The organism is Paenibacillus sp. JSM ZJ436, assembly GCF_044383795.1.
Lineage (GTDB): Bacteria > Bacillota > Bacilli > Paenibacillales > Paenibacillaceae > Paenibacillus_AQ > Paenibacillus_AQ algicola.
Genome location: NZ_JBISEO010000003.1, coordinates 169,805 through 186,497 on the forward strand (window position 1 = coordinate 169,805; position 16,693 = coordinate 186,497).

Here is a 16,693-nt window from a genome sequence, read left to right on the forward strand (position 1 = left end):
ATGGCATTACACATCGTACTCGTGGAGCCGGAGATTCCGGCTAACACAGGAAATATCGCAAGAACCTGCGCGGCAACCGGGATTCATCTGCATCTGGTGCGTCCGCTGGGATTTAATACGGACGACAGAACACTGAAGCGGGCCGGACTGGATTACTGGTATGCCGTCAATCTGGAGTACCATGATTCCTTTGCGGAGCTGCAGGAGAAATATCCGGAAGGCCGATATTTCTTCTCGACCACCAAGGCGAAGAAGCGCTACACCGACGTTCAGTTTCAGGACGGTGACTTTCTAGTGTTCGGGAAAGAAACCAAGGGATTGCCGGAGGAGCTGCTGGCAGCTAACCGGGAGCATTTGATCCGCATGCCCATGACAGACAAGGTCCGTTCTCTGAATCTGTCCAACTCCGCAGCCATTGTCGCCTTCGAGGCCCTGCGGCAGCTGGATTTTCCGGGTATGGAGTAAAGGTAGGAAGCATCTCCAACGATGGTTGGGGGTGCTTTTTTTTAGTAGCTGCTTAGAACGGGATATACGCTCACCAATCCTTGCAGTAGCACCATGGAGACCATCGTCTGAGTTAGACAGCATGAACCCTGTCATGGCCATAGAAATTCGCAGCGGCCAGGCAGACGGGCGGGGAAGTTACTATCGCATAATTGCCTTTAACGCTCGTTAGCTCATTCCAAGTTAGTCGAGATTGTAGCATCCAAGGTCGATTTTCTTGCTTATTTCATCAGTCCTGTATCCGTTATAATAAACTTAATTTAGGAAAGCGCTTTATTGTTTTATTATAGAATGATCCAGAGGAGTGAATATGGCTTGAGAGCATTAAAGGATGAGAATCGGAAAATTCATTTAGACTTTCATACGCCTTATTGGGTAAAGGAAGTAGGGGCAGAATACGATGCACAGGAGCTAGTAGCGACATGGAAAAAGGCGAATGTGAATGCGGCTACAGTCGTTTTTGGATTATGCGCTTGTGGAAACGCTTATTATCATTCAGAGCATGCACCTGTACATCCAGGGCTGAAAGCAGATTTGCTTCGCGAGCTCTTGCCGGCTGCTGAAAAGGAAGGTATCACGATCTATGTCCATTTCGGGCCTGGAATTAATGATCGATCGGTTATTGAGCATCCGGAGTGGGCGATGGTTACGAAGGATGGAGCCCGACTGGATACCAATGGCGGCAAGGATTGGGGTTGGGTATGCTTCAATTCACCATACGCTGAAGAATGGTTCTATCCGCAGCTCCAGGATTTTGTTCGTCAGTTTCCGGATGTAGCAGGTGTATTCCTAGACATGGTAACGTATCCTCGAAACACCTGCTACTGCGGGTATTGCCGTCAACGGGCTTCAAAGCTGGGACTCGATATGAATCAACCCGCTGAGTTGGCAGCGTTATGGGATCGCACTATTGAGGATTTCATGAGTAAGTCTCGCAGTATTGTTAAGGAAGTCAATCCGGAGATGGGCTTTACCTCGAACTGCAGATGGTTTATAGGAGGTGCGCGGTCACCGTCTCTGGATTCTATTGAACTTGAAGCGCCAGTGAGTTGGAACAGCTATCACTATGCGGTGATGTCTCGTTATATTCGTACGCTGGGTATCCCGCACAATGCCCAAACTACACGATTCCCTAAGAATTGGGGGTACTTTGGCAGCTTGAACAATGAGGTACAGCTTACTTATGAATGCGCAACGATATTAGCCACTCTGGGCTCTTGCTGTATCGGGGATCATTTGCCGGCCAACGGTAAACCCGATCAGGCTGTGTACGATTTAATCGGTAAGGCGTATGCCTTTGTAAAGGAACGGGAAGAGTGGGCACTCGGTGCAACATCCGTTCCGTATATTGCAATTTTAGGAGATCGACAACGAATGGTCCGGGGAGATATGTCCGAGATGTTCGGACATCAGAAGCCGGAAGCCTTATATGGAGCAGGACTTACGTTGCTGGAAGGCAACCGTCATTTCGATATTATCGACGATCTTGCGGATCTGGAGCCCTACAAGCTGATCTGGCTCGCGGAGAATATCTCTCTGGATAAGAAGCTGATTGATAAGATGGATGACTATATCCAACGTGGAGGGAAGCTGCTCGTAACAGGCGGAGGATTGTGGTTAAATGAAGCCTGGAGAAGCTTTCTTGAACGGGCCGCAAAAGTGCGCTGGACAGGGAGCGGAGACCTCAGTGGTGAATTTATTCAGCCCATTGGTGAGTTTGCGGAGCATATCCCTGACACGCCGATGTTCGTGAAAGGAAGGTTCCCACGATGGGAAGTCCAAGGAGCAGAAATTGTGGCCGAGGTGTACCGACCTTTTGAAGACATTGATCCTGTTGTACGCTATAGTCACTTTCACGCGCCTGCCGGCGAACTAGCGGAAACTCCGGGAGCGGTAGCTGCTCATTATGGACATGGAACCATCATCGTCTGTGCAGCATCCTATGCAGAGGATTATTTTAGAATCGGCAGCAAGCATACGCGCCAAGCCCTACTTAATATGGCTGACTTTCTCTTGAAGCCCGATGAACGCATTGTAGAGGTCCAGGCAAAGACACCTGCCGTGGAGGTGTCGCTGATGCAGAAGCCGTCAGAATGGATTTTACATCTTACCCAATTCAGTGCGAAGAGACATACAGGCAATACGGTTGTCGAGGAAATCCCCATGCGCTATCATATTCCTGTAGTCTTGCGTCCGCCAACTCCGCCTAAGCGAGTCTATCTTGCACCGGAGCAGGAAGAGTTGAAGTGGGAATGGAATAACGGTGAACTGACATGCACAATACCTCAGCTGTATATTCATCAGATGCTTGTTGTGGAGTTTGATGGCTAAACATAACGATAGTCCATGAAAATAATAAAATCTTCATTAAAGCTAAAGCCCCTACTGAACTAGGGGCTGCTTGTTATTCTGAATCAAAAGCTATACGGTTGATTGAGAATGGGGGAGATCGTATGATTAAAAAAATAAAATCGCACAAATGGAACATTGTTGTTCAATTTTTAGTTCCTTACCTAATCATTTTAGCCATACCCGTAGGTATGGGTGTGTTTATTTATGAGAAAAGCTCCCAGATGATTACTGATGAAATATTGGCGCAGAATGTTACAGATTTACGGCATAGTCGGGATCTAGTGGATCAAAGCCTGGAGGAAGTAGAACGCTTAGGGCAGGAAATTATCGAAAATAATAAAGTAAGCGCTTACAAATATGAAGATGACCCATTTACAGGTTCTAATATTTATAAAATTCTAGAGTTGCGGCAGCAGTTGAAGGATTATCGGTGGGTGAGCTCCACCATATCCGGATACTATTTAGTGTTTCTCCGCAGTGAGCTGGCCTTGCATCATGACTCGACGTATCGTCTGGAAGCTTTTTTCAACGATATTTACCCTCTCCATGAAGACCAACAGCATGATTTACTATATTCCTATCATCATAAACAATATTTTCCGGCACAGAATGTGAAAATTCAAGGCCGAACACAACGCGTCATTCCCTATTTTCAAACCTTGGGGCATGCTGATCAAGAGCTGGGAACACTGGTGATTTTCTTGGATCACCAAAAGGTACAGGAGCTACTAGGCGGGATGAACGTGTCGGAGGGAGGCTCCGCTTACATTATGAATTCTGACGGCAAACTCATTGCCGGCTTAACGGAGGATGCAGAGCCTGCAATAATATTCACTTCGGAGACTGAGGGCATGCTAATGCCTTCCGACTCGACGCAGAACATGCTTGTGACATACACCACCTCCTCTCGAAATGGATGGAAATACATATTAGTGCAGCCAAAAGAAGTAATTTGGAAGAAAATTGATTTTATTCGGAATACAACCGGGATTGTCCTTATCCTTGGCCTGGTTATAGGTATCTTTGTTTCGCTATTGTTAGCCTATCGAAGCAGTAAACCGGTATCTAGGTTGCTCATTCACCGCGATCAGATGCAAGACCAGTTGATGAAACAGCAGGTGGTTTTGCGAAGTCACGTGGTGGAGCGATTGCTCCGTGGAGAACTGGAGGAAGAAGAAATACCGAGAATGATCGAGCATTACAAGCTCGAGCTCTTGGGACCTTGCTTTCAAGTAATTATTCTGGACTGTAACCCAGATGAGGATAGCCTCGTGAAGTCGTCTTTATTGGAGAGCGAGGAAAGGAGAATTATTGCGAAGAAGCTCGTGGAGCGAATTGCAGGTCAGTCCATTCTATTTCACGACACGGAAGGAGGAAAGGTTGCCTGTCTGCTGTCGGGAACACAGGAATCACTGGCCTTGATCCAGAATCAACGGGATGAGCTTTTTTACGATTGGGATCAGGTAACGGCTTCTTCCCGCTTATTGATTGCCGTTGGCGGTCAATATGAAAGTTACATGGAGCTTTCCCGCTCCTATGAAGAAGCTAAAGATGCTCTGTTTATGAAAAGATGGCATCCGGACCACAGGTTTTTTATTTACGGGGAGTTTAAGCGATCCTTTGTTGGATTTGACTTTCCATTGGACATTGAGCAACGGCTGAATCATCTCACTAAAGAAGGGAAGGGATTAGAGGCCACAGAAGTGCTCGATCAATTATTTCGAAAAAATATAGAGGAACTACAGCAGCCGCCGGACAGTCATCGCTTATTTGTTTATCATTTGTGGGGCAGCTTTATTAAAAACCTCCAGCATAATTTTATTTTGTCAGACGACGAACTTAAGGAAATTCAAACTGAGCTTAACGATCTTCACCTAAATGAAGATCTAGAACCTCTATTTCAGAAGATCAAGGCATTGTACGTCAAGGTTGCAGAGCAAGCGCTGCTGGATAAGAAAAATCGTCAGGAGCAAGTGAAGCTTCGGATGCTTGATTTTATTCATGAGACTTATGGTCAATCGGAATTATCATTACGTACCTTTGCAGAGCAGTTCTCTATGTCTGAAGGTTATGCTTCACAGGTATTTAAAGAATTAGTCGGAATGAATTTTTTTGAATTTGTAGAAGAAAAACGAATGGAGCGAGCAAGAGCATTGCTCACAAATACCGATGATACTGTGAATGATATTGCTTCTCAGACAGGGTATATGTCGTCTAATACCTTTACTCGTGCATTCAAGCGAAAGCATGCTCAAAGTCCGACAGAATACCGGAAACAGCACCACTGCAAGTAAAAATTGTCCCCATGCATTTCTTTAGAAGCCATATTCATGAAGGATTGCAGGTTGAATAAACGACCTTGCGATATTATATTTTAGCTACCTCGAGGGGAATGTGTTGAAAAGGCTTTCATTAAATTAAAAATGAGAAAGGGGGAAAAGAATGAAGCAGAAAATCATGAATTCCTGGCAGCTATATGTGTTGTTGCTGCTTCCGTTAATCCACTTGTTTCTCTTTAAGTATTATCCCATGTATGGAGCGGTCATTTCCTTTCAGGATTTCTCGGCCGTTCGTGGAATTGGGGGCAGTGAGTGGGTGGGCTTCAAGCATTTTATACGTTTTTTTGAGTCTTATGATTTCTGGAACATTATGTGGAACACAATCAGTCTTAGCTTGTACCAGCTGATTGCAGGCACGCCGTTCCCAATCATCTTGGCGTTAGCGCTGAATTATGTTCGAAACAAAGCATTTAAAAATACAGTTCAAATGGTATCTTACGCACCACATTTCATATCAGTCGTCGTTATGGTCGGGATTATGCTTCAATTTCTCTCGCCTAGAACTGGTATTATCAGCAATATTGCAGGTGTTTTGGGATTTGACATCGGCAACTGGATGGGCGTTCCTGAATATTTCCAGTCCCTCTATGTATGGTCCGGGATCTGGCAGAATGTCGGGTTCTCTTGCATCATCTATCTAGCTGCATTATCCAGTATCGATCCTTCGCTCCATGAAGCGGCAGTTGTTGATGGCGCCTCCAAGCTGAGAAGAATGTGGCATATTGATCTTCCGGGTATTATGCCGATCGTCGTTATACTGTTGATTCTGAATGTGGGTAACATGCTGGATATCGGATTTGAAAAAGTTTTGTTGATGCAGAATCCTTTAAATATTCGTACGTCGGAAATACTGGATACCTATGTTTATAAAGTGGGCTTAGTTTCATCGATACCTAACTTTTCATATTCATCCGCGATTGGATTATTCAAGAACGTTATTAACCTCATTTTATTAGTTGCTGTTAATAACCTAGCACGGAAAACAAAACAGTCCAGCTTATGGTAGGAGGTGTTAATTTCACTTGGAAAACTCAGCCATTAAAGAATCGTCTAAAGACCGTATATTTACGGTAGTGAATTATGTAATACTAAGCATTTTCCTGATCATCGTGTTGTATCCATTGCTGTATATTGTCAGCGCTTCCTTTAGTTCTTCTGAAGCTCTTGTATCTGGAAGGGTGTGGCTTTGGCCGGTAGAGCCTACATTAGAGGGATATAAAGCGGTGTTCGGACACAAGAAAATAACAGCAGGTTTCTATAATTCGTTCATTTACACATTGTTTGGGACCATTATAAGTGTAATATTAACAATTTTGGCTGCTTATCCGTTATCACGTAAAGATTTGGCTGGAAAAAATATCATCATGTTTCTCTTCGTATTTACAATGCTCTTCAGCGGCGGATTAATTCCAACCTACTTGCTGATCAAGGATCTAGGAATGCTGGATACCCGCTGGGCCATCCTTCTTCCATCGGCCTTATCGGTCTGGAATATTATCATTACAAGGACGTATTTCATGATGAGCATCCCGGATGAATTGCTGGAGGCGTCCAGGATTGACGGCTGTGACGATTTTAGATTTGTATCCCGGATTGTGTTACCGCTTTCAGCACCCATACTGGCGGTCATTTCCTTGTTCTATGCGGTTGGACAGTGGAATTCTTTCTTTACCGCTTTGATTTATCTGAAGGATCCAGGCTTGTACCCGTTGCAGCTTGTTCTACGTGAAATTTTGGTGCAGAATCAGCTGGATCTGGAAATGATTAATGACGTTCAGGAGCACGCTTCAAAGATCGGGCTGGCTGAGAAGCTGAAATACTCGTTGATCCTCGTAGCCAGCTTGCCAGTTCTCATCATTTATCCGTTTGTACAAAAGCACTTTGTCAAGGGGGTGATGATCGGCTCATTGAAAGGATAGTATCGTAAATACGCTCAACTACTTTGTTTCATTTGGAGGGGTTCAATTGAAAAGATCATTGATGTTCACTCTTGCATTCATCTTACTCATGACCAGTGTTCTGTTAAGCGCATGCTCCAGCGAAAGCGGGAATCCTGAGACAACGTCGAAAGACTCGGAAGCAGAATCTCTAGTATCTGAAAATGGCGTATATCCAATTACAGAAGAGAAGGTCACCCTCAGGGTGATGGTCGGTGCCCGCGAATTTGTTGAGAATTATGAAACGAATGAATTTACGAAATGGTATGAGGAATTGACCAATGTCCATATTGAATGGGATGTCGTACCGGCGAACAGTGTACCTGAGAAGCTTAATCTGATGCTTGCGAGCGGGGATTATCCTGATGTGGTATTAAATATGTTTGTATCTAATGAGCAGCAAATGGTATACGGCGAACAAGGTGTCTTTCTTCCACTAAATGATTTGATCGAGGCCTATGGACCGAATATTAAACAGACTTTTGCAGAGCTTCCAGAAATTAAAGATGTAATCACAGCACCGAACGGAAACATCTACGCGCTTCCGCAAATCGAGCAATGCTTTCACTGTACAATGTCGCAGAAGCAATGGATTTATAAGCCGTGGCTAGATCAGTTGGGACTGGAAGTTCCCACGACGACAGAAGAGTACTACCAGGTATTGAAAGCTTTTAAAGAGCAGGATCCGAATGGAAACGGGGTTCAAGATGAGATTCCTTTAGCTGGCTCTTCTAAAGGCTGGAACACCAGGGTATACGATTTCTTAATGAATGGATTCATTCACAACAATACAGTGATTGCAAACCATCATATGTATGTAGATGAGGGGCAAATCAATGTTGCTTATGACAAGCCAGAGTGGCGCCAAGGACTTGAGTATTTAAATACTCTGTATAAGGAAGGGCTGCTGTCGGCAGAATCCTTCACACAAGATGGAAGTCAACTACGGCAAATGGGCGAGCAGGCGGGTGACCATATTCTAGGATCGGCACCAGGGGGGTCTGTCGGAGCCCTGACTCAGCTGTTAGGAGAGAGTGGCAAATGGCTGGAGTATGTTGCCGTTCCTCCGCTAAAAGGACCGAATGGCGTTCAGGTAGCCGGATACAATCCATACGGTGGCAGCATGTTCGGGAAATTTTTGATTACCAAGGAAGCCAAGCATCCGGAAATTGCCATGCGGTGGGTCGACGGTTTCTACAGCAAATGGGACGATCCAAATGAAATTATGATGCGTTCTTTGTTTGGTGTGCCTGAAAAGGATTGGGTAAAAGCAGAAGCTGATATGATTGGCATTAACGGGGAACCCGCATGGTACAAAACGATTACTAATCCAGAGAGCAGCAATCAAAATACACATTGGTCTCAGACCGCGCCGACGGTGCGTACTTCTGATTTCCGGCTAGCGGCAGCCATTGACAAGGAAACGATGGACGAAAACATTGAAGTGCTTCTCTATGAAGCCACTACACTATATGATCCTTTCAAGCCGGAAATTGATGAAGTTCTTCCTCCATTGTTCCTGACTGAAGAGCAAAGCGCTGAGCTTGCAGACCTTCAGAAAACCATTAGTGAGTATGTGGAACAGATGGTTGCCAGGTTTGTAACGGGCGACGCCGATCTAGGCACTGAATGGGACAAATATCTTGAAACCCTGAATGGGATGAATTTAAAGCGGTACCTGGAAATATATCAAGAAGCGTACGACAAGCGGTAGCATCTTGAAACGATACTCGTCAGATGGAGTTTTCGTCTGACGAGTGTTTGCTAATACTCTGCATCAGGGGGAGGAAATCTTGAACTTTCGAAATTGGGTGAATGTGATCGAATGCTTCCTTGAAGATGGCTCTGCCTTAAATTTGTATGTATTAGAGGGAGAGAAGCTTGTACTCATTGACAGCGGAATGGCTACAACACCGAAGCAATATATATTTCCCTACTTGTATGCCAGAAATAGAACCCCGGAAGATCTGTCTGCCCTAGTCATTACTCATGCACACGTGGATCATTTTGGAGGAAATGCATCTATATATGCTGCTAATCCATCTGTTTCTTTATTCATCCATCGAGAGGATTGGGAATGGGCGGAGGATCGACAGAAGCATCTTGCAGAACTGTATGATGTTTACCCAGATCAGTGGAGACTATCGGATCATGCCAGGAGCGAGTTGCTTCGAATGTGCGGGAGTGACGTTCCCATCACCAATGTGTTGGAAGATGGCGAGATTGTAAGTACGGGAGACGTCGCATGGACCTGTTTACACCTGCCAGGGCATTCTCCGGGGCACATCGTGCTGCATCAGGCCGATCTCAGAGCAGCGATCTGCGGTGATGTCATCCAGCAGCGAGGGACGGTGCCTCAAGGAACGATGGTGTTTCCACTGTATAACCATGTGGGCAAATATTTAGAGTCGCTGCAGAAGATACACGATTTACAGCTGGATACAGCAGCAACTTCTCACTTTGGTGTATTAGAGGATGAAGAGGTTGGCCGGGCTCTCTTCGTTTCACGGAACTTCGTTACTCAGCATGATGAGATCATAGTAGAACATCTTCGAAAAGCAAAAGAGCCTTTAACACTGAATGAGCTTGTATTCCAAATTCATGCCCTTTACTATCCTCAATACGAACGTGAGTTCCAAATACATGCAACAACTCATGCGCACTGTATGCATCTGCGGGAGCAGAAGGAGGTTGCAAGAGTACTTCACAATAATCAACTTAAGTGGTGTATAGGAGATTAGCTAAAGTGATAAGGAGTGTGGACAAAGGATGCCAAGTATTTATTACGAGGATTATAAGCTTGAAGCTAGCAGGACGACCGGTGGCCGTACGCTTACAGAAACCGATATTGTTATTCATGCGGGACAGACCGGGGATTTCTATCCCCATCATATGGACGCAGAGTGGTGCAAGACGCAACCATTTAAACAGCGAATTGCTCACGGTACACTTACCTTCAGTGTTGGCATTGGCTTGACAGCGGGTGAGTTAAATCCTGAAGCGTTCTCTTACGGTTATGACCGGCTTCGATTCATTAAACCGGTGTTTATTGGGGACACGATTCATGCTGACGTCACCATTATAGAGAAACGGGATCATCCGAAAAAGTCTGACATGGGCTTCGTTGTAGAGCAGGTTCGCATTATTAATCAGCATGATGATGTTGTGCTGGCTTGTGAACATCTGCTGCTCGTGAACAAGAAAGAAGGTGAGTCAGCTTGCTAGAGAAGCTCGAGCTAAGCTATAAACCGAGACTGCCCCATAACCGTTCAAGAGGGATTGGCATCATTGGTGCTGGAGAAATTGTGAGAGAGGCGCATCTGCCGGCGTATCGCATGGCCGGGTTTAATGTAGTCGGGATTACAAATCGTAATGCTGCCCGTGCAGAAGAGCTCGCCAGCGCTTTTCAAATCCCCAAAGTTTATGAAACGGTTGAGGAATTGCTGTCCGATCCGGATATTGAAATTGTAGATATTGCCCTCACTGCTGAGCTGCAGCCGGAGATAGTGAGGCAGGCTACCCTTGCAGGGAAGCATGTATTATGTCAGAAGCCACTTGGAGCAAGCTATGAAACAGCCAAAAGCATCGTAGATATGTGTGCAGCCGCACAGGTTGTCGGTGCGATTAATCAGCAGATGAGGTGGGCTCCAGGAATTCGAGCGAGTCACGATTTGATTACGAAAGGGTTGCTAGGTGAGTTAACTCAGGCCTCAATCCAGGTTAACATCAAAACCAAATTTGAAAACTGGCCGTTTCTGCAATCTATTGAAACCCTCGAAATTATGTACCACAGCATTCACTACATGGATTCAATTAGGTTTCTGGTAGGGGATCCAATTGCGATTTATGCAGATGGCGTGAAATATCCGGGGCAAGCCTGTACAGGAGAAACCAGAACTTTAATCCATATGATTTTTCCCGGTGAAACGCGAGGCCTGATTCATGACAACCATAACAATTGGGCTGCGCAGGACGATTGGTATGCAACGTTCCGTTTTGAAGGCACTAAGGGCATCATCAAGGGTACGAACGGTGCACTGTACAATTATCCGCAAGGTCGAGAGGATACGCTTCAATTCATGTCCAAGGATATAGTGTCTGATTGCTGGATTGCACCCAAGCTGGAGGGCAAATGGTTTCCGCATGCTTTTATGGGAACGATGGGCGAATTAATGTGTGCAATTGAAGAAGGACGGGAGCCGGAAAATAGTGTAGCAGATAATCTAAAAACACTGCAGATGGTGTTCGCAGCATATCGCTCGATGAAGGAGGGGCGGCTAGTTGCCCTCGACGAAATTCAATGAAAATGGAGACAACGTGCATGAAACGCTACGGCAGTGTGATTCGCGTTCGACCCGAGAAGCTAGATGAATATAAGCAACTCCATACTAATGTGTGGCCCGGTGTAAGGCAGACCATTCAAGATTGTAATATTCGGAATTATTCTATTTTCTATAAAGACGGATATCTGTTTAGCTACTTCGAATATTTCGGTGAAGATCTAGAGCGGGATTTTGAAAGGATGGCAGCCGATCCGATTACACAGGAGTGGTGGAGTCTCTGTAAACCATGCCAGGAACCGCTGGAGACAAGAGCGTCAGGGGAGTGGTGGGCCGTCATGGAAGAGTTATTCTATCAAGAATGAAGCATATAGCTTTCGCGCAAATAAATTACAGCCAGCAGCTTCGCTAATATTCTTCCAACGTTAATGCACAAAAACAGCATTGACGCCCACTAGGTTCAGCAGTATAATCATTAAAAAATGGAACAGTATTCCGAAAAGAATATTATTTTGTTTTTTTATGATTATTAGTTTTGATTTTTAAATTATATCATAGTGGAGGTCGGAAGATGTCTCGAATCGTAAAGGATTTAAGCGGCAAGCTATGGCAAATGGAAAAAATGAGAGTTGGTGAAGGAGAGCGGGAAGGATTTCATATCCTGCCTGCGGAACGTCAAGGCGTCATCTTCAGCTGGAATTATGCGAGCGTTCCTGGGGATGTGTATACCGATCTTCAGCGTGCAGGTGAATTGGAAGATCCCTATTATGGGCGCAATATGCATAAAGCGAAATGGGTACAGGAATATGAATGGTGGTATATTCGCAGCTTCAACGTTTCTCCGGAAATGAAGGGGAAGAAGATTCACCTGGAGTTCGAAGGCGTTGATTATAGCTGCACCGTGTGGCTGAATGGTCAGCTGCTGGGAAGTCATGAGGGTATGTTCTCCCCATTTTCTTTCGAGGTCAGTGAGTTTCTGAATTTTGATCATTGGTCGGGCGGCTCGAATCAGCTCGCTGTCAAGCTGGACCCGCCTCCTAAGAATTTCCGCAACGTGGGCGGCAAGAAAGTGAATTTCTCCGGTGATTATTTTACGGGCCTGGTGCCCTTCGGGATCTGGCGTCCGGTACGCCTGATTGCAACAGACCATGTACGCATCGTGAACTATCGCAGTGAGTCGGAGCTGAAAGAAGGAGGCGCTGCTGTTCATTTGCAGATTGAACTGGACAATATGACGGCAGAGTCTCAAACGGTTCAGATCGAGGTTGCAATGAAAGGCCACAACTTTGATTCAGACACCATCACCCAGACGGTGGAGGTAGAGGTTCCCGCCGGCACTCAGATGGCCAATGCCGTCGTGGACGTTTCAGACGCGAAGCTGTGGTGGCCTTGGGACATGGGAACGCCGAATCTGTATCATCTGGAGATGAAGGTGCTGAATAGCGGCACGGTGCTGGATCGAGTAGAGGATGTAATCGGGATTCGGACCCTTGAAATGGAGAAGAACCCGGGCTTCACGGATGAGGAATGTGAATACCCATGGACCTTTGTAATTAATGGAAAACGTCAGTTTCTGCGCTCTGCATGCTGGGGTGGACAGCCGTCCTTCTTCTACGGCCGGAACAGCACGAGTAAATATGAGCATCTTCTGACTCAGGTGAAAGAAGCTAACATAAACAATCTGCGAATTTTCGGCTGGCACCCGCCAGAGATTCCGACCTTCTATAAGCTGTGCGACGAGCTCGGTATTACCGTATGGACGAACTTTACGTTCTCTACACAAGCATTTTCCAATGATCCCGCATTTGTAGAATCTGTAGAGAAGGAATGTATTGAAATTGTGAAGCTGCGGCGCAATCATCCCTCGAATATTTTTTGGATGGGCGGAGAAGAGGTTTTCTTCACAGACGCTCACATCGAAAGCGGTAACAAAGAGCTGATGGAGGCAATTGGGGTAGCCATTGAAGATTACACATCGACGCCTTACGGACTGGCATCCCCGCTCAGCAATGAGTTCGGCCAGAGCATGGGCTTCAAGCCTAAAGAGTCACAGCATGCGAATGACCATTACTACGGCGGCGGCCACAGTTTTATGGAGGAATATTATCCGGCTCTGGATTGCTCCATCATTCCTGAATTAACGGCTGCATCAGCCCCATCGATCGAGAGTCTCAAAAAATTCATTCCAGAAAATGAGCTATGGCCGATGGGACCCAGCTGGGGCTATCATTGGGCAGATATTCATATCCTTCAAGGACTGAATATCGAGGTGTTTGGAGACAAAAGAATGGATTCTCTGGAGCAGTTTGTAGAATCGACTCAGATTGCGCACGGAACGATTTTGCAATTTGCGCTTGAGCTGTACCGTCGACGGAAGCCGCGGATGAGCGGGGTATCTCTTTGTCACTTCATTACACACTGGCCAGACATCAAGTGGGGCCTGATTGACTATTACGGTCAGAAGAAGATTAGCTTTGATTATGTAAAGAGAAGCTACCAGCCGCTTCTACCAAGCTTGGCCTTCACTAAGAGAAGATGGAATTCGGGCGAAGCCTTCCAAGGCGAGCTGTGGATCGTTAATGATTATCATGAGGATTATCATGATGCGGTGCTGGAATGGACGTTAGCAGATGCTGGAGGCGAGGTTGTCAAGAGTGGGATTCTGCACGCTTCCGTGGCTTCCAACAGCTCCGCCCGATTCGGCGAGATTGACTGGAAGGTCCATGCAAATGCTGCAGGCCAGTTCACGATTACACTTACGCTGAAGCAAGGCGGCGTGGAATTAGCCAGCAATGAATATCTGCTGCTGATCGGTGATCAGGCAGAAGCAAAGCGTCAATGCCTCAAGCATCTCCAGGAGAGCAATACGCTGCGTGAAGAATACGGACATAGCTATTATCGATATAACCCGGAGCTCTGGGAACTAGAATAGTTGCGGGTAACATAGCTTGATCAACAAAATACGACCGCATTATCGCTAAGGAGGGATCCATTGCTTCCATTAGAAGGGATACTCGTTGTGGAGCATAGTATGGGGCTCGCAGGACCCTTTGCCGGCGTAAGACTCGCGGATCTTGGAGCCCGTGTCATCCGGATTGAGCAGGCAGAGGAAGGCTCACTGCCTCTGATCAGCTTGTATCGTAACAAGGAACGCTTTCTGTACAATGCTGCCTGTGACCAGGATACCCGCAAGCTGAACCAGCTGATTGCTGCAGCTGATATTTATTTAGACGGTCCTTCTCTTCAGGCGTTACCTTTCGGAGGGGCTTTCAGGGAGAAGTGGCGCTCCAATCATCCCCAGCTCATTCACGCTATGATTACGAGCTGCGGTGGCCGGGACATGGAAGACACCAAGGCCTATGATGACCTCTTTATTCAGGCCTTGACCGGTATGCCTTGGCTCAACGGGAATGCAGATGATCCACCAATTCCCTTTCCGCTGTCCACGGTAGAAATGTTTGCAAGCGCTAATCTCGTGCAGGGGATTCTGGCTGCGCTTGTACATCGTGCCCATACCCGCTTGGGGATGCTCGTTGAGGTTAGCCTGCTGGAATCTGCAATTGATGTTCAGTTCGAGGTGCTGACTACGCACTTGAATGATGGTGGACTGCAGCCGCAAAGAAGTGCTGTCAGCAATGCGCATGCTTACCTTGCAGCGCCTTACGGAGTGTATGAGACGAGTGACGGATATTTGGCGCTGGCCATGGGCTCTGTATTAGAGCTGGGAAAGCTGCTGCACTGCGATGCATTAGCGAAATATAAAGATCCTGCGAGCTGGTTTGTTCATCGGGACGAAATCAAGCTTAATCTGACGGAGCATCTCAAGAGCAGGCCCGCTTCGGCCTGGAAGAAGGATTTGGAAGCTGGCGGGTACTGGTGTGCTGAGGTGCAGACTACTCAGGAGCTTCTTCAACATGAAGGGTTTCGGGCTCTGCAGCATCTGCAGCAGATTGAGGTGGAGGATCAGGGCTTATTTGTAACTCCACACTGCCCGATAAAGATCGACAGCACTCACCTGAACAGTCGCCGCGGCATTCTCCGGGCCGGTGAGGATAATGCAGCCATTGAAGAGGAATTCAAGCTGATTTAGCTGCGTCACCGCAGAATACCATGAAGCGAGAGTGGAGTGTCATGATGCCAAGACCGTTAGAAGGCTTGCTTGTGCTGGATTTCAGTCAATTTCTTTCGGGCCCATACGCCGGGCTGCGATTAGCTGATTTAGGCGCGAGAGTCATTAAGATTGAACGCACCGACGGCGGAGATCTATGCAGAAGGCTGTACATATCCAACCTGGAGCTGGACGGTGACAGCACGCTGTTTCATTCCATTAATCGAAATAAGGAGAGCTACGCGGTGGACTTGAAGTCGGAAGCAGGCAAGATCAAGGTGCGCAAGCTATTGCAGCATGCGGACATCATGATCCAGAACTTTCGACCAGGTGTCATTGAAAAGCTGGGGTTCGGGTATGAAGAGGTCAAGCAGATCAACCCGCGGCTCATTTACGGCTCCATTAGTGGATACGGAAAAGAAACACCTCTGCGCAGCAGACCCGGACAGGATTTGCTGCTGCAGGCACTGACCGGACTTCCGTGGCTGCATGGCGGCAATCACCGGCGGCGGCCAATCCCGTTTGGCTTGGCAATAGCAGATATGATAAGCGGTGCACATCTGGTTCAGGGCATTCTGGCGGCTCTAGTAAGACGATCTGCTCAAGGTAAGGGTGCGCTGGTGGAGGTCAATATGCTGGAGTCTACGCTGGATGTGATGCAGGAGGTATGGGATGAGCTGTGGATGCCAGCCGCCCATGCTCATGCATCCTCGGGGCGGATTCAATTCAGGCGCACTGTCAAAGGGCTGTATCCAACAGCAACGGAATATATCGCTCTAAAAGATATGCCTTTAGAGGTGCTCGCGGCTGCACTTGATGTGGAGCTGGCATCCTCGATGAGCGGAGATGAAGCGGTCATCTTCATGCAAGAGAGGCTGTTGACACAGCCTGCAGACTACTGGGTGGATATCTTCATAAAGCATGGCATTGCCTGTGAGAAGCTGCTGAACTGGGAGCAGCTGCGGAGCCAAGACGTATTTCACAAGCTTCAGATGACGCAAAACATAAAGAGAGATCCTGACATCGACATGATCGCATTAGCGTGTCCTATTCGATTCAATGGGTATCGCCTCCAATACGCCAAAGGGGCTCCACGGATTGGAGAGCATAATACTTGGATCGAATCCGAAGCGTGTTCTCTGAATACAGCTGACCATCATCGTAATATTTGAG

13 protein-coding genes are annotated in these 16,693 nt (G+C 46.8%); all 13 read left to right on the forward strand.

Annotated features, from left to right (window positions below):
- The 13 genes from trmL to ACH6EH_RS05065 all read left to right on the forward strand — a co-directional run bounded on the left by trmL (position 1) and on the right by ACH6EH_RS05065 (position 16,692).
- Positions 1-465, forward strand: coding sequence for a tRNA (uridine(34)/cytosine(34)/5-carboxymethylaminomethyluridine(34)-2'-O)-methyltransferase TrmL (gene trmL, locus ACH6EH_RS05005; RefSeq protein ID WP_397331375.1), 465 nt, complete (start codon positions 1-3; stop codon positions 463-465).
- A gap of 354 nt (positions 466-819) precedes the next feature.
- On the forward strand, positions 820-2,835 hold the full coding sequence (locus tag ACH6EH_RS05010) for a hypothetical protein (protein ID WP_397331376.1): 2,016 nt from the start codon (positions 820-822) through the stop codon (positions 2,833-2,835).
- A gap of 122 nt (positions 2,836-2,957) precedes the next feature.
- Positions 2,958-5,150 carry a helix-turn-helix domain-containing protein gene (locus tag ACH6EH_RS05015; protein WP_397331377.1) on the forward strand — a complete coding sequence of 731 codons (2,193 nt, stop codon included), beginning with the start codon at positions 2,958-2,960 and terminating at the stop codon, positions 5,148-5,150.
- A 148-nt stretch (positions 5,151-5,298) separates the two neighbouring features.
- Positions 5,299-6,201, forward strand: a complete 903-nt coding sequence (locus tag ACH6EH_RS05020; RefSeq protein ID WP_397331378.1) for an ABC transporter permease — start codon at positions 5,299-5,301, stop codon at positions 6,199-6,201.
- A 16-nt stretch (positions 6,202-6,217) separates the two neighbouring features.
- The gene (locus tag ACH6EH_RS05025; protein ID WP_397331379.1) at positions 6,218-7,114 is read left to right on the forward strand and encodes a carbohydrate ABC transporter permease; all 897 of its coding nucleotides are present in this window, start codon (positions 6,218-6,220) and stop codon (positions 7,112-7,114) included.
- A 46-nt stretch (positions 7,115-7,160) separates the two neighbouring features.
- The gene (locus ACH6EH_RS05030; protein ID WP_397331380.1) at positions 7,161-8,846 is read left to right on the forward strand and encodes an ABC transporter substrate-binding protein; all 1,686 of its coding nucleotides are present in this window, start codon (positions 7,161-7,163) and stop codon (positions 8,844-8,846) included.
- Between the two features lie 79 nt (positions 8,847-8,925).
- Complete coding sequence (locus ACH6EH_RS05035) at positions 8,926-9,873, forward strand: MBL fold metallo-hydrolase (protein ID WP_397331381.1); 948 nt, start codon at positions 8,926-8,928, stop codon at positions 9,871-9,873.
- 28 nt (positions 9,874-9,901) lie between these two features.
- On the forward strand, positions 9,902-10,357 hold the full coding sequence (locus ACH6EH_RS05040; protein WP_397331382.1) for a MaoC family dehydratase: 456 nt from the start codon (positions 9,902-9,904) through the stop codon (positions 10,355-10,357).
- A complete protein-coding gene (locus ACH6EH_RS05045) occupies positions 10,351-11,436 on the forward strand; it encodes a Gfo/Idh/MocA family protein (protein ID WP_397331383.1) in 1,086 nt (361 codons plus the stop codon). Before ACH6EH_RS05040 ends, ACH6EH_RS05045 begins: the two co-directional genes overlap by 7 nt.
- Before the next feature lie 17 nt (positions 11,437-11,453).
- Positions 11,454-11,777, forward strand: a complete 324-nt coding sequence (locus tag ACH6EH_RS05050) for an L-rhamnose mutarotase (protein WP_397331384.1) — start codon at positions 11,454-11,456, stop codon at positions 11,775-11,777.
- A 206-nt stretch (positions 11,778-11,983) separates the two neighbouring features.
- Positions 11,984-14,344: a glycoside hydrolase family 2 protein gene (locus tag ACH6EH_RS05055; protein ID WP_397331385.1), complete on the forward strand. Its 2,361-nt coding sequence runs from the start codon at positions 11,984-11,986 to the stop codon at positions 14,342-14,344.
- Positions 14,345-14,404: 60 nt separating this feature from the next.
- A complete protein-coding gene (locus ACH6EH_RS05060; RefSeq protein ID WP_397331386.1) occupies positions 14,405-15,502 on the forward strand; it encodes a CoA transferase in 1,098 nt (365 codons plus the stop codon).
- Between the two features lie 20 nt (positions 15,503-15,522).
- Positions 15,523-16,692 carry a CaiB/BaiF CoA transferase family protein gene (locus ACH6EH_RS05065; protein ID WP_397331387.1) on the forward strand — a complete coding sequence of 390 codons (1,170 nt, stop codon included), beginning with the start codon at positions 15,523-15,525 and terminating at the stop codon, positions 16,690-16,692.
- Position 16,693 lies beyond the last annotated feature (1 nt).

What these genes read in the sequence shown, in the direction of transcription:
- trmL (WP_397331375.1), top strand. Translation starts at nt 1, where the DNA reads ATGGCATTACACATCGTACTCGTGGAGCCGGAGATTCCGGCTAACACA.
- ACH6EH_RS05015 (WP_397331377.1), top strand. Translation starts at nt 2,958, where the DNA reads ATGATTAAAAAAATAAAATCGCACAAATGGAACATTGTTGTTCAATTT.
- ACH6EH_RS05020 (WP_397331378.1), top strand. Translation starts at nt 5,299, where the DNA reads ATGAAGCAGAAAATCATGAATTCCTGGCAGCTATATGTGTTGTTGCTG.
- ACH6EH_RS05040 (WP_397331382.1), top strand. Translation starts at nt 9,902, where the DNA reads ATGCCAAGTATTTATTACGAGGATTATAAGCTTGAAGCTAGCAGGACG.
- ACH6EH_RS05050 (WP_397331384.1), top strand. Translation starts at nt 11,454, where the DNA reads ATGAAACGCTACGGCAGTGTGATTCGCGTTCGACCCGAGAAGCTAGAT.
- ACH6EH_RS05055 (WP_397331385.1), top strand. Translation starts at nt 11,984, where the DNA reads ATGTCTCGAATCGTAAAGGATTTAAGCGGCAAGCTATGGCAAATGGAA.
- ACH6EH_RS05065 (WP_397331387.1), top strand. Translation starts at nt 15,523, where the DNA reads ATGAAGCGAGAGTGGAGTGTCATGATGCCAAGACCGTTAGAAGGCTTG.